General features: G+C 71.7%; 15 protein-coding genes. 8 read left to right on the top strand and 7 right to left on the bottom strand.

From position 1 onward, the window contains the following. Positions 1-122 precede the first annotated feature (122 nt). The 3 genes from ACFXMF_RS15100 to pepN (ACFXMF_RS15090) all read right to left on the bottom strand — a co-directional run bounded on the left by ACFXMF_RS15100 (position 123) and on the right by pepN (ACFXMF_RS15090) (position 5642). Positions 123-392, bottom strand: coding sequence for a hypothetical protein (locus tag ACFXMF_RS15100; protein ID WP_379992018.1), 270 nt, complete (start codon positions 390-392; stop codon positions 123-125). Positions 393-464: 72 nt separating this feature from the next. Then, positions 465-3008, bottom strand: a complete 2544-nt coding sequence (gene pepN, locus ACFXMF_RS15095; RefSeq protein ID WP_379992017.1) for an aminopeptidase N — start codon at positions 3006-3008, stop codon at positions 465-467. A 90-nt stretch (positions 3009-3098) separates the two neighbouring features. Then, complete coding sequence (gene pepN, locus ACFXMF_RS15090; RefSeq protein ID WP_379992016.1) at positions 3099-5642, bottom strand: aminopeptidase N; 2544 nt, start codon at positions 5640-5642, stop codon at positions 3099-3101. 276 nt (positions 5643-5918) lie between these two features. On the opposite strand from pepN (ACFXMF_RS15090), the gene ACFXMF_RS15085 reads away from it, so the two are divergent. From ACFXMF_RS15085 to ACFXMF_RS15050, 8 genes are all read left to right on the top strand, one after another. Then, complete coding sequence (locus tag ACFXMF_RS15085) at positions 5919-6548, top strand: disulfide bond formation protein DsbA (RefSeq protein ID WP_379992015.1); 630 nt, start codon at positions 5919-5921, stop codon at positions 6546-6548. Positions 6549-6632: 84 nt separating this feature from the next. Next, the gene (locus ACFXMF_RS15080) at positions 6633-7328 is read left to right on the top strand and encodes a hypothetical protein (protein ID WP_360304429.1); all 696 of its coding nucleotides are present in this window, start codon (positions 6633-6635) and stop codon (positions 7326-7328) included. A 189-nt stretch (positions 7329-7517) separates the two neighbouring features. Beyond that, positions 7518-8915, top strand: coding sequence for an aldehyde dehydrogenase family protein (locus tag ACFXMF_RS15075; protein WP_360304431.1), 1398 nt, complete (start codon positions 7518-7520; stop codon positions 8913-8915). A 130-nt stretch (positions 8916-9045) separates the two neighbouring features. After that, positions 9046-9642 (top strand): biotin transporter BioY, encoded by a 597-nt coding sequence (locus tag ACFXMF_RS15070; protein WP_360304433.1) that lies wholly within the window; start codon positions 9046-9048, stop codon positions 9640-9642. A gap of 111 nt (positions 9643-9753) precedes the next feature. Continuing rightward, positions 9754-10512 carry a hypothetical protein gene (locus ACFXMF_RS15065; protein ID WP_379991478.1) on the top strand — a complete coding sequence of 253 codons (759 nt, stop codon included), beginning with the start codon at positions 9754-9756 and terminating at the stop codon, positions 10510-10512. A gap of 37 nt (positions 10513-10549) precedes the next feature. Continuing rightward, positions 10550-11017, top strand: coding sequence for a ribose-5-phosphate isomerase (locus ACFXMF_RS15060; RefSeq protein WP_360304437.1), 468 nt, complete (start codon positions 10550-10552; stop codon positions 11015-11017). A gap of 128 nt (positions 11018-11145) precedes the next feature. Beyond that, entirely contained in the window at positions 11146-11973 is an 828-nt protein-coding gene (locus tag ACFXMF_RS15055; RefSeq protein ID WP_379991477.1) for an Fpg/Nei family DNA glycosylase, read from the top strand. A gap of 64 nt (positions 11974-12037) precedes the next feature. Beyond that, positions 12038-13138, top strand: coding sequence for a PP2C family protein-serine/threonine phosphatase (locus ACFXMF_RS15050; protein WP_360304441.1), 1101 nt, complete (start codon positions 12038-12040; stop codon positions 13136-13138). A 19-nt stretch (positions 13139-13157) separates the two neighbouring features. On the opposite strand, the gene ACFXMF_RS15045 is transcribed toward ACFXMF_RS15050, so the two are convergent. Genes ACFXMF_RS15045 through ACFXMF_RS15030 form a run of 4 tightly spaced genes read right to left on the bottom strand, consistent with a single transcriptional unit; the run spans position 13158 to position 15829 of the window. Continuing rightward, positions 13158-14006: an ATP-binding cassette domain-containing protein gene (locus ACFXMF_RS15045; protein WP_360304443.1), complete on the bottom strand. Its 849-nt coding sequence runs from the start codon at positions 14004-14006 to the stop codon at positions 13158-13160. Then, positions 14003-14746: a cobalt ECF transporter T component CbiQ gene (gene cbiQ / locus ACFXMF_RS15040; protein WP_360304445.1), complete on the bottom strand. Its 744-nt coding sequence runs from the start codon at positions 14744-14746 to the stop codon at positions 14003-14005. The genes ACFXMF_RS15045 and cbiQ overlap by 4 nt, the downstream gene beginning before the upstream one ends. 4 nt (positions 14747-14750) lie before the next feature. Further along, positions 14751-15119 carry an energy-coupling factor ABC transporter substrate-binding protein gene (locus ACFXMF_RS15035; protein ID WP_360304447.1) on the bottom strand — a complete coding sequence of 123 codons (369 nt, stop codon included), beginning with the start codon at positions 15117-15119 and terminating at the stop codon, positions 14751-14753. Then, the gene (locus ACFXMF_RS15030) at positions 15116-15829 is read right to left on the bottom strand and encodes an energy-coupling factor ABC transporter permease (RefSeq protein WP_360304449.1); all 714 of its coding nucleotides are present in this window, start codon (positions 15827-15829) and stop codon (positions 15116-15118) included. The genes ACFXMF_RS15035 and ACFXMF_RS15030 overlap by 4 nt, the downstream gene beginning before the upstream one ends. Between the last annotated feature and the right edge of the window lie 8 nt (positions 15830-15837).

Genomic DNA, 15837 nt, shown 5'->3' with positions numbered 1-15837 from the left:
CCGGGGGGGGGCGCCGGGGCCCGGGGTGACCGGGGGGGGTTCGCCCGCCCCCGCCCGGCCCGCCCCCGTCGTGCCCTACGCCGCCGGGGGGGTGTGCACCCGCTCGGCGGCTTCGGGGAAAGTCAGTTCTTCTTCTTGTTGATGATGTCCGGAAGCATCACGAGACCCGCGATGATCACGAAGGCCAGGATCGGGATGCCGACGAAGACCCCGAGGGTCTCGCCGATACCGATGCCGGCGCCCGGTTCGTCGCCGTCGTCGCGGATGTTCGCGAAGGCCGGTGTCGAAATCAGCGACATGAGCGTGACAACGGCCGACACGGCCCCGGCGCGAAGTGCATTCCTGTTCACCACGAAACCCACGCTACCGGGCCGGTGCACGAACACACGCACCGGGTTGACCCTTCCGTGCGAACCGCCGGCCGGCCGGACCGTCGATCGGCCCGGCCGGCCCCACGTCGGGTGCTACTTGTCGCGTGCCTGCGCCCGCAGGGCCCGGGCCACCCCGTCGCGGCTCTCCACCACCAGGCGCCGCAGGCCCGCCGGGTGCTCGGCGCTCGCGAGCCACGCGTCGGTGCGGTCCAGGGTGTCCTGGGTGACCTGGAGGGTCGGGTACAGGCCGATCACGATCTGCTGGGCGATCTCGTTGGTGCGGGTCGTCCACACGTTCGCGATCGTGGCGAAGTACCGCTCGGTGTAGGCCGCGAGCAGGTCGCGCTGGGCCGGCTGGACGAAGCCGCCGATCACCGCCGCCTGGATCGCGTTGGGCAGCGCGTCGGACTCGACCACCGAGGCCCACGCCTCGTCCTTGGCCGCGGCCGTCGGCCGGGCCGCCCGCGCGGCCGCCGCGTGCCGGCGACCGGCCGCGGTGGAGTCGCGCTCCAACTCGGCGTCGACGTCCGCGTCGGTGGCCACCCCGGTCGCGGACAGGCGCAGCAGCAGCGCCCAGCGCAGATCCGCGTCCACCGCCAGGCCCTCGATCTGCTCCTTGCCGTCGAGCAGAGCACGCAGGATCGCCAGGTGGTCCGGCCGCGCCGCCACCGACGCCAGGCAGCGCGTCCAGGCCAACTGGTGGTCGCTGCCCGGCTCCGCCGCGCGCAGGAAACGCTCGGCCGCCACCGCGAGTTCGGCCAGCGAACGCTCGCGGTGTGCCGGGTCGAGGTAGAGCTCCAGCGCGCTGGTGACCTGGCGCTGCAACGTCTGGACGATGTTGATGTCCCGCTCGCCGCCCGCGCCGGCCAGTACCAGCTTGAGGTAGTCGCGCGCCGCCATCTCCGCGTCGCGCGTCATGTCCCACGCCGCCGCCCAGCACAGCGCGCGCGGCAGCGGGTCGACGAACTCGCCGATCGCGTCGGTGACGAAGGCCAGCGAGTGCTCGTCGAGCCGGATCTTGGTGTAGGTCAGGTCGTCGTCGTTGAGCAGCACCACGTCCGGACGGGCCCGGCCGACCAGGTCGGCGACCTCGGTTCGGGCGCCGGTGACGTCCAGCTCCAGCCGGTGCGTGCGCACCAGACCGGCGTCGGTGCGGTCGTAGAAGCCGATCGCGATCCGGTGCGAACGCAGCGTCGGCCACGCCTGCGGAGCCTCCTGGAGCACCGCGAACGAGGTGATCACGCCGTCCGAGGAGGTCTCGATCGCGGGCCGCAGCGTGTTCACGCCCGCGGTCTCCAGCCACTCGCGCGACCACGACTTCAGGTCCCGACCGGAGGTCTCCTCCAGCGCGCCCAGCAGGTCGGCCAGCCTGCTGTTGCCCCACGCGTGCTTCTTGAAGTACGCCCGTACGCCCGCGAAGAAGTTCTCGCTGCCCACGTAGGCGACGAGCTGCTTGAGCACCGAGGCGCCCTTGGCGTAGGTGATGCCGTCGAAGTTGACCTCGACGTCCTCCAGGTCCCGGATGTCGGCGAAGATCGGGTGCGTGGAGGGCAGTTGGTCCTGCCGGTAGGCCCAGGTCTTCATCCGGTTGCCGAACGTGGCCCACGCGTGCGACCAGCGGGTCACCTCGGCCTGGCAGCGCACCGACGCGTAGGTGGCGAACGACTCGTTCAGCCACAGGTCGTCCCACCACCGCATGGTGACCAGGTCGCCGAACCACATGTGCGCGAGCTCGTGCAGGATGGTCTCCGCACGCGTCTCGTACGACGTGTCGGTGACCTTGGAGCGGAAGACGTAGTCCTCCAGGATCGTCACACAGCCCGCGTTCTCCATCGCGCCCGCGTTGTACTCCGGCACGAAGAGCTGGTCGTACTTGGCGAACGGGTAGGCGAAGTCGAACTGCTTCAGGAAGTAGTCGAAGCCCTGCTTGGTGACGTCGAAGATGGCGTCCGCGTCCAGGAACGGCGCGAGCGAGGACCGGCAGTACACGCCGAGCGGGACGACCGTGCCGTCCGCGGCGGTGTAGCTGTCCTGTACCGCGTGGTAGTGGCCGGCCACCAGGGCGGTGATGTACGTGGAGATCCTGGGCGTCGGTTCGAACGCCCACACCGAGGCGCCGTCGGCACCGGCCGAGGGCTCGGGGGTGGGCGAGCAGGAGACCACCCGCCACTCGCTCGGCGCGGTGATCGTGAAGGCGAAGGTGGCCTTGAGGTCCGGCTGTTCGAAGTTGGCGAAGACCCGGCGCGCGTCGGCCACCTCGAACTGGGTGTAGAGGTAGGTCTTGCCGTCCACCGGGTCGACGAAGCGGTGCAGGCCCTCGCCGGTGTTCATGTACGCGCAGGACGCGACCACCCGCAGCTCGTTGTGCTCGGCGAGGTCGCTCAACGCGATCCGGCTGTCCGCGAAGACCGACGCGACGTCGAGCGCCTTGCCGTTGAGGGTGATCTCCTGCACGTCGGGGGCGATCAGATCGACGAACGTGCTCGCCCCCGGTTCGCTACAGCCGAACCTCAGCACCGTCGTGGACGGGAACGTCGCACCGGTGCCGGTCAGGTCGAGGGCGATGTCGTACGAGTCGACGGACAGGATCCGGGCCCGCTCGCGGGCTTCGTCACGCGTCAGGTTGGTTCCGGGCACGCTGCGCTCCTTGTGGGATGGGCGCCGCCGGGGAGGGGCGGCCGGGGAATCGGACCCCGTCGGGATGGTGGCGGGATCCGAACGGACGAGTCAGCCGCGTCGGTCGCGCTCGCGGGCCGCGAGCGCACGGGTCACGTCGTCGCGGCACTCCAGGACCAGCCGGCGCAGCGCCGGCACCGGCTCGGTCGCGGCCAGCCAGTCGTCGGTGCGCCGCAGCGTGTCGACGTCGATCCGACCCGAGGGGTAGAGGCCGACCACGACCCGGCGGGCGATCTCGATCGAGCGGTCCCGCCACACCGGCGCGATCGCGGCGAAGTAGCGGTCGGTGTACGGGTCGGTCAGGTCTTCCTGACCGGACGTGGCGAAGCCCGCGATGACCGCGGCGAGCGTCGCGTTGGGCAGTTCGTCGGTCTCCACCACGAGCCGCCACGCCTCGGCCTTGGCCTCGGGCGTGGGACGTGCGGCGCGGCACTCGATCGCGTGTCGGCGACCGGCCGCGGTGCCGTCGCGCTCCAGTTCGGCGGCGATGTCCGGCTCGTCGGCGGCACCGCCCGCACACAGCGCGCGCAACATCGCCCAGCGCAGCTCGGTGTCCACGCTCAGCCCGGCGATCCGCTGCTCACCGGTCAGCAGGTCGCGCAGCAACGCGAGTTCCTCGGGCGTGCCGGCGGCCGAGGCCAGGCAGCGGGCCCAGGCGAGCTGATGGCCCCCGCCCGCCTCCGCGGCCCGCAGTTCGGCCAGCGAGCCGGCCGCGAGCAGCCGCAGGGCCTCGTCCCGGAAGGCCGGGTCGGTGTAGCGGTCCAGGCCGGTCTTGACCTGCACCTGGAGCTTTTGCACCACGCCCACGTCGCTTTCCCGACCGGCGTGCCGCAGCACCAGGTCCAGGTAGTCGCGCGCGGGCAGTTCGCCGTCCCGGGTCATGTCCCACGCCGCGCCCCAGCACAGCGCGCGGGCGAGCGAGGAGTCGAGCTCGCCCAGCGAGTCGAGCACCGCCTGCCACGACCGCGGGTCGAAGCGCACCTTCGCGTAGGTGAGGTCGTCGTCGTTGAGCAGGATCAGCGGCGTACGGGCGCGGCCGACCAACTCGGGCACCTCGGTGCGGGCGCCGACCACGTCCACCTCGACCCGGGCGACCCGCTCGGCGCCGTCGTACAGGCCGATCGCGATCCGGTGCGGGCGCAACGTCGGGAACGCCGGCGTGGCCTCCTGGAGCACCGCGAACGAGGTGATCACGCCGTCCGCGTCGGTCTCGATCGCCGGGCGCAGCGTGTTCACGCCGGAGGTCTCCAGCCAATCCGCCGACCAGGACTTGAGGTCGCGGCCGGAGGTCTCCTCCAGGGCGGAGAGGAAGTCGGCGAGGGTGGTGTTGCCCCACGCGTGCTTGCGGAAGTACGACCGGGCACCCGCGAAGAACTCGTCCTCGCCCACGTAGGCGACCAGTTGCTTGAGGACCGAGGCGCCCTTGGCGTAGGTGATCCCGTCGAAGTTGAGCTTGGCGTCCTCCAGGTCGTTGATCACCGCCACGATCGGGTGGGTGGTGGGCAACTGGTCCTGGCGGTACGCCCAGTCCTTGCGGCGTGCGGCGAAGCTGGTCCAGGCGTCGGTCCAGCGGGTCGCCGCGCCCTGCGAGTAGGCGCCCATGAAGTCGGCGAAGGACTCCTTCAGCCACAGGTCGTCCCACCAGCGCGGGGTGACCAGGTCGCCGAACCACATGTGCGCCATCTCGTGCAGGATCACGTTGGCGCGGTTCTCGTACGCCGAGTCGGTGACCTTGGAGCGGAAGACGTAGTCCTCGGTGAAGGTGACCGCGCCCGGGTTCTCCATCGCGCCGAGGTTGTACTCCGGCACGAAGAGCTGGTCGTACTTGCCGAACGGATACGGGAAGTCGAACCGGTCGTGGAACAGGTCCAGGCCCTGCCGGGTGACCTCGAAGATGTCCTCGTGGTCGAACGACTCGGCCAGCGACGCGCGGCAGAACCCGCCGAGCGGGACGACCAGGCCGTCCGGGCCGGTGTAGGTGTCGAAGACCGCGTGGTAGGGGCCGGCCACGACCGCGGTCAGGTAGGTGGAGATCCGCGGCGTCGGGGCGAAGTCCCAGCGTGCGACCCCCTCGCGCACCGGTGCCGGCTTCGGCGTGGTCGAGTTCGACACCACGTGCCAGTCGGCCGGCGCGGTCACCGAGAACCGGAACGACGCCTTGAGGTCCGGCTGTTCGAAGTTCGCGAAGACCCGGCGCGAATCGGCCGGCTCGTACTGGGTGTAGAGGTAGACCCGATCGTCGACCGGGTCGACGAAGCGGTGCAGGCCCTCGCCGGTGCGGCTGTAGGCGCACGACGCGAGCACGCGCAGTTCGTTGGTTCCCTCGACCAGGTCGTCCAGCAGTACTCGGGCGCCGTCGAAGACCTGTGCGGGGTCGAGCGCGCGGCCGTTGAGCACGACCTCGTGGACGGCCGGGGCGAGCAGATCCACGAACGTGGCCGCACCCGCCTCACGGCAACCGAAACGGAGCACCGTCTCGGAGCGGAACGTCTCCGTGCTGTCGGTGGTGACATCGAGCCTGACGTCGTAGTCCTCGACGCTCAGGATCCGGGCCCGCGTGCGGGCCTCCTCGCGGGTCAGATTCCTGCCGGGCACTGGATCACTCCCTGGTTGGCTGCGGTCCGGGCGATCCTTTCACGGCCGGGGCGGCTGTGTCGGCCCGGTTCTCGACCGGATTCCCGGCCCGGCGCGGGTGCGGCCCCGGCCGGCCCGGGAGCGTGGGATTGTCGCGATCGGCAGGAATGGCGGGGTGCGGTCGGAGGTTGCACAGTCATCGACGGCCCGTCCGCCGTCCGTCGAGGCGACCCGGGTGCAGCGCGGCCGGGCGCACGGCGTCGCGAACCAGGCAGCAGGATCGAGAGGAACCCCGCAGTGACCACCAAGGACAACGGATCCGCCCGCGACATAGCGCACTTCTGGTTCGACCCGCTGTGTCCGTGGGCGTGGATGACGTCGCGCTGGATGCTCGAGGTGGAGAAGATTCGCCCCGTGGACGTGCAGTGGCACGTGATGAGCCTGTCCGTGCTCAACAGCGGCCGGGACGACATCCCGGAGGCGTACAAGGAGATGCTGGAGCGCGGCTGGGGCCCGGTGCGGGTGTGCATCGCCGCCGAGCAGCGGTTCGGCAACGAGGTGCTCCTGCCGCTCTACACCGCGCTGGGCAACCGCCGGCACCCGGGCGGCGAGGAGTTCTCGCGCGAGATGATCGAGGCCGCGCTGACCGAGGCGGGCCTGCCCACCGAGCTCGCCGACGCCGCCGACTCGACCGAGTACGACGAGGCGCTGGTCAAGTCGCACCACGACGGCATGGACCGGGTGGGCATGGACGTCGGCACCCCGGTGATCAGCGTCAACGGTGTGTCCTTCTTCGGTCCGGTGGTGACCCCGGCGCCCAAGGGCGAGGACGCGGGCAGGCTCTGGGACGGCGTGGTGCTGGTCGCGGGCACGCCGGGCTTCTTCGAGATCAAGCGCACCCGTGACCAGGGGCCGATTTTCGACTGACCGGTTTCGACTGACCGGATGAAACCTGTCGGTCCCGACTCGGAATCGACTACAAAGCAAAGCAAAGCTAATTAATCTGGATAAATGACGGCTCCGGAGCGCCAGAGCAGCGTGATCCACACCTCCCGTACCGGGCGGCCGGATCCACGCACGCCCAACGGCAACGCCCCCTACGGCTCCCGCATGCCGCGGCTGCGCGACCGAGCGCTCGCCTTCGGGCTGCGCGCGGTCGTGCCGCTGTGGCGCTGGGTGGGACTGCGCACCGGGGCCGCCTCGTTGCGGCACTACCTGGTCGGGCGCGGCGCGCCGTTCGTGATCGACCCGGCCCAGCCACTGCGGGCCAAGCCGTTTCGCCGCGCGGCGCTCACCCACTTCGAGGAGTGGTGGGCGCTCGCGGCGATCCGCTGGCACGACAGCGGCGGCATCGAGAGCGTCTTCGAGACCACCACGCACTGGCACGGGGTGCTGATCCGGCGCGCGGACGACACCGACTGGTGGTTGGCCATGCGCGGTCTGCAATATCGGATCACCGGCCGGATCGAGGTACTTCCCGGCGGCACCGCCACCCCCGGCTCTCCGGTGTTGCCGGACGTGCGGCTGGTGTACCGGGTCGAGGTGTACAAGGACTGGGGCTTCGACAAGGGGCAGGGCGAGTACGGGGTGTCCTTCACGCCGCTCGCGCGCCTGCACGAGGTCGGTCTGGCCCGCGAATTCCCGGTCACCGGCCGGAGCGGCGAACTGGTGTGGACCTCGAACGGGCCGCACGGCTTCGCGGGGTAGCGCCCGCCCGCGGCCGGCTCCGCGCCCCTGACCTGTGCGGTCGTGGTGTCGGTGGGCGAAGATCGGGGTCGGCCGGCCCTGGGGATTGCACACGTGTCGACGTACTCTCGGCGGGTGTCGCGACCGGGCCCGGTGGCCGTTCCCGGCCGCGGCGCCATGTCCCAGTGGCAAGCGGAGGAGTTCGGCGGCATGACCAAGGCTTACGACACGATCTACATCGACGGCGCGTGGACGGCGCCCTCGTCGACCGAGACCATCGACGTCGTCGACCCCAATACCGAGCAGGTCGTGGCGACCGTGCCGCAGTGCACGCCCGCCGATGTGGACTTGGCCGTGGCCGCCGCCAGGCGCGCCTTCCCGGGCTGGGCGGCCACCCCGCCGGCCGAGCGGGCCGCGCTGCTGGCCAAGGCACGGGACCTGCTGGCCGAGCGTTCGGCCGAGATGACCGAGGTGATCATCGCGGACATGGGCGCCCCGGCGGCCCTGGTCGAGCGGGTGCACCTGGGCCTGCCACTGGTCGTGCTGGGCAGCTTCGTCAAGCTCGCCGCCGAGTTCGAGTGGGAGCAGACCATCGGCTCCTCGCTGGTGGTGCGCGAGCCGGTCGGTGTGGTCGGGGCGATCACCCCGTGGAACTTCCCGCTGCACCAGATCACCAACAAGCTCGGCCCGGCCCTGGTCGCCGGCTGCACCGTGGTGCTCAAGGCCAGCGAGGTCGCGCCGCAGGCCGCGCATGTGTTCTTCGAGATCCTGCACGACGCGGGCTTCCCGGCGGGCGTGGTCAACCTGGTCTCCGGCACCGGCCCGGTGGTCGGCGAGGCGATCGCCGCGCACCCGGACGTCGACATGGTCTCCTTCACCGGCTCGACCCGGGCCGGCACCCGGGTGTCCGAGCTGGCCGCCGCGACGGTCAAGCGGGTCGCGCTCGAACTCGGCGGCAAGTCCGCCAACGTGATCCTGCCCGGCGCCGACCTGGAGAAGGCGGTGCGCGCGGGCATCGGCGGCGCGTACCGCAACAGCGGGCAGACGTGCAGCGCGCTGACCCGGATGCTGGTGCATCGCGACGACCTGCCGCGCGCGGTCGAGCTGGCGGCGGAGGGCGCGAGGGCGATGACCGGCAAGCTCGGCCCGCTGGTGAACGCGACCCAGTTCGAGCGGGTGCGCGGCTACATCGCCAAGGGCATCGAGGAGGGCGCCACCCTGGTGACCGGTGGCGCGGAACCGCCCGAGGGCGTGGAAACCGGCTACCACGTGCGGCCCACCGTCTTCTCCGACGTGACCAACGACATGACGATCGCGCGCGAGGAGATCTTCGGGCCGGTGTTGTCGATCCTGCCCTACGACACCGAGGAGGAGGCCGAGCGGATCGCCAACGACACCCCGTACGGCCTGTCCGGCGCGGTGTGGGGTCCCAGTCGGGAGGCGGCGGTGGCGTTCGCGCGCAGGCTGCGCACCGGCCAGGTGGAGATCAACGGCGGCGCGTTCAACCCGCTCGCCCCGTTCGGCGGTTACAAGCAATCGGGCAACGGGCGCGAGCTGGGTCGGTTCGGCCTGGAGGAATACCTGGAGGTCAAGTCGCTGCAACTGTGACCCGGGACGGGCGCTTTCGGTGGTGTTCGACAAAGTACGGATCGGTACCTTGTCGGACACCCCCGTGAGCGTTCGATGTCCGATTGGTTAAGTTCATCGGGTCCCGCAACCCAAGAGTGTGGAGTCCGCTGTGAGTACTGCCCTTCTCGATGCGCGCCGCCCCGTCCTGGCCGACCTGGTTCCCGCCCGGGTCTTCCGAGGCGCCGCCGTGCGCGACGCCGCGCTGGTGGTCGGCGCGTCCGCGTTCGTCGGCCTCGCCGCCCAGCTCACCGTCCCGGTGCCCGGCTCGCCGGTCCCGGTGACCGGCCAGACCTTCGCCGTGCTGCTCGCCGGCAGTGCGCTCGGCGCGTGGCGCGGACTCGCCGCGATGGTGCTCTACCTGGGTCTGGGCGCGGCGGGCATGCCGTGGTTCGCCGAGGGCACCTCCGGCACCGGCTTCCCGACCCTGGGCTACGTGCTCGGCATGGTGCTCGCGGCGACCGTCGCCGGTTTCCTGGCCCAGCGCGGCACCGACCGCAGCCCGCTGCGCACCGCCGGCACGATGGTGCTGGGCAACGCGGTGATCTACGCGGCCGGCCTCACCTACCTCGCGCACGACCTGGGCATCTCGATGTCCAAGGCGTACGAGATCGGCATGCAGAACTACCTCTTCGGCGACGCGGTCAAGATCGTCCTGGCGATGGCGCTGCTGCCCGCCGCCTGGAAGCTGGTCGGCCGGCGCGGCTGACGCCCCGTCACCGGTCGGGCCCCGCTTCCCTCTTCGGGAGCGGGGCCCGATTTTTTGCCCGGTCGCGACACCTCTTGGCACGCGACACCCGAACGCGCCTAACCTCGTGTCATGAGACCGGGGGCTGCCAAGCGCATCGTCGTCAGTGGGATCGTCGTCGCCTTTCTGATCGTGGCCGGACTGGGCAATCAGTGGGTGTTCGACGAGTCGTGGGGCCGGAGCAGCGACACCGGCAAGTGGTACATGGAACTGCTGCGGATCGTCGGCTACCCGCTGTGGATCGCGGACCGGGACGACCTGGGCGACGAGTTCCGGCACAGCTTCACCACCAAGGACGTCACCGCCGGCTATGTCGGCGCCGTACTGCTGTTCGTGGTGGTCGCGGCCGTGCTCGCGCTCGGCGCGCGCGGTCTGAGCGAGCGGGCCGGCTTCACGGCCTTCCTGCTCGGCTGGTTCGCCCCGGTGCTCGGCGGCGCGATCCACGGGCTGACCGTGTTCACGATCGTGCAGGACGAGGGGGCGGGCCGGCCGCGCGGCCTCTCCGACTTCCACTACGCGATGACCCAGATCCAGAGCGGCGCCTACTTCGGGCTGCTCACCGGCTGGCTCGTGGGCCTGGCCGTGCTGGCCTCCTACGCGTCGACGCGCCGGGCGTCCGCCTACCCGGCGTCGCACCCCTACGGCGCACCCGGTGTGTACAGCCCGGCATACGGCGCGCCCGGCGTACTCGGCAACCTCGGCTACGCCGGGCCGCCGCCGCAGTCGCCGCACGACCTCCCCACCACCATCCGACCGGCCGGCCCGCCGCCCTCCGCGCCGCCCCGGCCGACCGGTGCGCCGGACACGCCACCCGGTGGATACCGGCCCTGATGGGACGTTCGGGACCGCGCCTGAGAGACTGCGGCCCATGCGCGTTTACCTCGGCTCCGACCATGCCGGCTACGACCTCAAGCAGCACCTCATCGCGTGGCTCGACGCCAACGGCCACGAGGCCGTCGACTGCGGCCCGGCCGTCCAGGCCGACTCCTACGACTACCCCGTGTACTGCCTGCGGGCCGGCGAGCGGGTGGCCGCCGACCCGGGCAGCCTCGGCGTCGTGCTCGGTGGCTCCGGCAACGGCGAGGCGATCGCGGCGAACAAGGTCAAGGGTGTGCGCTGCGCGCTGGTGTGGAGCCGGGAGACCGCGTCGCTGGCCCGCGAGCACAACAACGCGAACGTGATCTCCATGGGCGCGCGCATGCACTCGCTCGAAGACGCCGCCAAGTTCCTGGAGGTCTTCGTGAACACCCCGTACAGCGAGGCCGAGCGGCACACCCGCCGGATCAACATGCTCACCAAGTACGAGAACACCGGCGAACTGCCGACCCTGCCGTAGCCCGCACCGTACCCAGCCGCCCCCGACCGGTCCGTCCGGTCGGGGGCGTCGGCGTGTCGGTGCGGGTCGGTAGCGTGGAGGCGTCACCACACCCCGCATCCCACCGTCATCGCTGCGCTGGAGGCCGCGTGCCCGAGGGCCACACCATTCACCGTCTCGCCACCACCCATCAGGAGCGCTTCGGCGGCCTGCCACTGCGGTTGAGCAGCCCGCAGGGGCGATTCGCGGAGAGCGCGGCGCTGCTCGACGGCGAGCCCCTGGTCGACACAGACGCACACGGCAAACACCTGTTCCTGGAGTTCTCCGGCGAGCGCTTCATCCACGTGCACCTGGGTCTCTACGGACAGTTCTCCTTCGGCGAGGGCGCCGAGTTGCCCGAACCGGTCGGCCAGGTGCGACTGCGGCTGGCCGCGAAGGTGCCGGGCGGGGCGACCTGGGCGGATCTGCGCGGGCCGACCGCGTGCCGACTGCTGGACCGGGCCGAGAAGGACGCGGTGCACGCTCGACTGGGCCCCGACCCGCTGCGGGCGGACGCCGACCCGGCGGCGGCCTGGCGGCGGATCCAGCGCAGCGCCAAGCCGATCGGCGCGCTGTTGATGGAACAGGACGTGCTCGCCGGCGTGGGCAACGTCTACCGCGCCGAGGTGCTCTTCCGGTTCGGGGTGGACCCCAAGCTGGCCGGCAACAAGCTGGCGCGGGCGACCTGGGACGCGATGTGGGCCGACCTGGTGCTGCTGATGCGCGAGGGCGTGCGGCTGGGCCGGATCGACACGGTGCGGCCCGAGCACACCCCCGAGGCGATGGGTCGCGAGCCGCGCAAGGACGATCACGGCGGCGAGGTCTACGTCTATCGGCGCACCGAGATGCCCTGTCTGGTGTGTGAAACCCCGGTCGAGACCGCCGAGTTGGTCGGGCGGAATCTGTTCTGGTGTCCCACCTGTCAGCCGTCGGCGTAACCTCCGGTTGATGACCGTTCGGTAGTGTCGCGGGGTGGCCGCGCCGACGAGCAGTGGAAACCGGGTGGGCAGGACCGGGAGGCGCGCGGCATTGGCGCGCTCCGGGCGCCGGGTCGTGTCCTGGCTGCGGCATCACGTGCTGCCCTCGGACGGGTTCGCCCTGGCCGGACTGCTGGCCTCGGTCACCGCGTGCGGCCTGTTGTCGGACGTGAACGCGTCGTGGTTTCCCGCGACGATGGCGGTGGTGCCCATCCTGATCGGCGGGCTGGTGCTGCGGATGCCCAGCCTGTTGCTCCTGTACGCGGCCACCGCGGGTGTGCTGATCGCCCAGCACCAGGTGCACGACCCCGCGGAGGTCACCGGCGGCACCGTCCTGGTGGTCGGCGCGATCGCGGGCATCGTGCTGCTGATGGCGCGGATGCGGACCCGCCTGGGGGTGCAGTGGACGCGCGGCGAGTCGATGTTGTTCGACCTGCGCGACCGGTTGCGGGCCCAGGGCGAGATGCCGGTGTTGCCGCCGCAGTGGCATACCGAGGTGGTGTTGCGGCCGGCCGGTGGGCAATCGTTCTCCGGTGACTTCCTGGTCGCCTCCCGGGGGGCCGGCGGCGGGCGGGTGCTGGAGGTGGTGCTTGTCGACGTCTCCGGCAAGGGGCTGGCCGCGGGCTCGCGCGCGCTGATGCTCTCCGGCGCGTTCGGCGGGCTGCTCGGCTCGTTGCCCCCACGCGACTTCCTGCCGGCGGCGAACGACTACCTGCTGCGCCAGGAGTGGGCGGAGGGCTTCGCGACGGCGGTGCACGTCGTGCTCGACCTGGAGTCGGGCGACTACGAGTTGATCTCGGCGGGCCACCCGCCGGGCGTGCACTGGATCGCCGGTTCCGGCCGGTGGCAGGTGATCGAGGCGGTCGGCCCGCTCCTGGGGGTGATCGAGGACGCCGGCTTCGAGGGCGTCAAGGGCCGGCTGGGCCGAGGGGACGCGCTCCTGTTGTTCACCGACGGCATGGTGGAGCTGCCGGGCGAGGACATCGCCACCGGCATCGACCGCTTCCTCGGTGAGGCCGAGCGCATGGTCCGGGACGACTTCCGCGACGCGGCGCGGCGGATCGTGGCGGCGGCCGGCCGCAATGTGAGCGACGACCGCGCGGTGGTGTTGTTGCGCCGGCGCTGAGCGGCCCTGGCGGGCCGGCTCAACCGGAGCGGGGTTCGAGGGTCGTCGGTCGTACCGCCAGGGCGGCCAACTCGGTCGGCGTCCGGGGCAGCACGCCCGCCGGCGCCAGGCCGTGTGCGGCCAGCACGGCGGCGGCCGCGTGTGCCCAGGTCGGCCGCAGACTCGCCGCGGCCAGCAACGCGGTGTCCGCGAGCAGCACCGGGGCCGGCCCGGTGTGCAGCCGCCCGTCGGCGAGCACGGCCGCGTCGTCGGCCCAGCGCAGCGCGAGGTCCACATCGTGGGTGGCCATCACCACCGTCGTCCCGGCCGCGCGCAACTCGGCGAGGGTGTCCAGGAGCGCCTCCTGCCCGGCCGGGTCCAGGCCCGCGGTCGGCTCGTCCAACACCAGCACCTCGGGCCGCATCGCGATCGCCCCGGCGATGGCGGCCCGCTTGCGCTGGCCGAAGGACAGCAGGTGCACCGGCCGTTCGGCCAGCGCGGTGATCCCGAGCGCGGCCAGCGCCTCGGCCACCCGCGAGCGCACCTCGGCCGGGTCCAGCCCCAGGTTGAGCGGCCCGAACGAGACGTCCTGGGCCACCGACGCGGAGAACAACTGGTCGTCGGGATCCTGGACGACCAACTGCACGACGCGGCGCAGCGCGGTGAGCCCCTTGCGGTCGTGCCGAATCGGCACCCCGTGCAGCTCGACCCGCCCCGAGTCCGGCACCAGACCGCCGGTCAACAGCCGCAGCAGCGTGGTCTTCCCGCTGCCGTTCGGCCCGAGCAGGGCCAGCGCCCGCCCGGCCGAAACGGTCAGGGACAGGTCGCTCAACACCGGCGGCCCGTCCTGGTAGGCATAGCCGATCTCTCGTACACGCAACGGAATCACGGCACCACCGATACCAGGAGAAGGGTGGCGGCGACGACCGCCGCCACCAGGGTCAGGGAGCCCGCCACGAAGGCGCGCGAGATCGGTACCTCGTCCACCAGCACCCGCAGCCGCCCGTCGTAGCCGCGCCCGGCCAGGCCCGCCTCCAGCCGCTGGGCGCGGGCGAACGCGTGCACGAACACCGCCGAGCCGAGCCCGGCCACCGACCGCCAGCGGGCCCGCCGGGTGCGGTGGCCCAGCCGGCCGGCCTGCGCCTGGTTGATCCGCGCGGTCGTGTCGTAGAGCAGGAACAACATCCGGTACATCACCGCCGCGACGTCCACCACGGCGGCCGGGACACCCACCCGGGTCAGTCTGGGCAACACGTCCGACAGCGGCGTGGTGAACGCGAACAGCAACATCGCCAGACCGGCGGCACCGGAGCGGACCAGCAACTCGGCCGCGCGCCGCGGCCCGTCCTCGGCCCAGCCGACGCCGTCCGCGCCGATGGTCACGAGCAGCGTCAGGGCGCCGGTCGCGGCGAAGCCCAGCGGTGCCCGGGCGGCCCGCCACAGTCGCCGGGCGGGCACCTTCGCGAACCCGAACGCGATCACCAGCACGGTCGCGGCGACCAGCACCGCGCCGGGCCACGGCGGCAGCGCCACCGCGCATCCGAGCAGCCCGAAGGAGAGCACGGCCTTGTCGGCCGGATGGCGGCGGCGCCACGAACTCGCGTGCGCCGCCGCGTCGATCGGCAACACGGAATCAGCGACCCGGGACCGATACCGGTGCCTCGCCGGTGGTGTCCGCCGGCTCGTCGGGCGTATCCGCCGCCTCCGGCGCGAGTCGGCGCCGGGTGCGCTTGACGCCGAACATGTAACCGACCACGCCCGCGCCGAGGGCGGCCTGCAACGCGAACAGACCGGACTCGATCTCGCCGGACGGCGGTTCGTACAGCGGGCTGAACCACGGTTTGTAGTCCGGGTCGTTCTCGGTGATCGCGGTCTCCGCCTGGGAGTCGGCGCCGGTGAACGGCTCGTCCTTGTGGTCGCCCATCCCGAACACCACGGGCAGCGCCGCGAGCAGCACCACGGCCAGCACGATCAGCAGGTTGATCTTCGTCGAGCGCTTCACTTGCTCTTCTCCTCCTCGCGGGCGACCCGCGCGTCCGTGAGCACGCCGAGGCGGATGAGGTCGCCGCGACTGGACTGCCGCAGCAGGCGTACGACCAGCACGGTCAGCAGACCCTCGCTGATCGCCAGCGGGATCTGGGTGAGCGAGAAGATGCCGCCGAACTTGGCCAGGGCACCGGCGAATCCGCTGTCGGGGTCGGGGAAGGCCAGCGCGAGCTGCACGCTGGTGACGCAGTAGGTGCTCAGGTCGGCGACGAACGCGCCCAGGAACACCGCGACATCCAGCGGCATGGTGCCGCCGCGTCGATCGAGCAGCGAGCGGGCCAGCCGATAGGCGCCGTAGCCGGCCCACGGGCCGACGATGGCCATCGAGAACACGTTCGCGCCGAGCGTGGTCAGCCCGCCGTGCGCCAGCAACAGCGCCTGGAAGAGCAGGGTGATCGTGCCCAGCACGGCCACGATCGGTGGTCGAAACAGGATGGCGCCCAGCCCGGTGCCGGTGGGATGCGAGCAACTCCCGGTGACCGAAGGGATCTTCAGCGCGGACAGGACGAACGAGAAGGCGCCCGAAGCGCCCAGCAGCAGGGTGTTCTCGGGGCGGTCGCGCACCTCGCGGGTGAGCGCGCGGGCGCCGTGTACGACGAACGGGGTCGACGCGACGCCCCAGGCGACGGCGTGTTCCCAGGGTAGATAGCCCTCGGCGATATGCATGAGGAAGG

The organism is Embleya sp. NPDC059213 (assembly GCF_042754445.1).
Lineage (GTDB): Bacteria > Actinomycetota > Actinomycetes > Streptomycetales > Streptomycetaceae > Embleya.
Note: the sequence above shows the minus strand (reverse complement) of the source record. Positions and strands in the feature narration are given on the sequence as shown.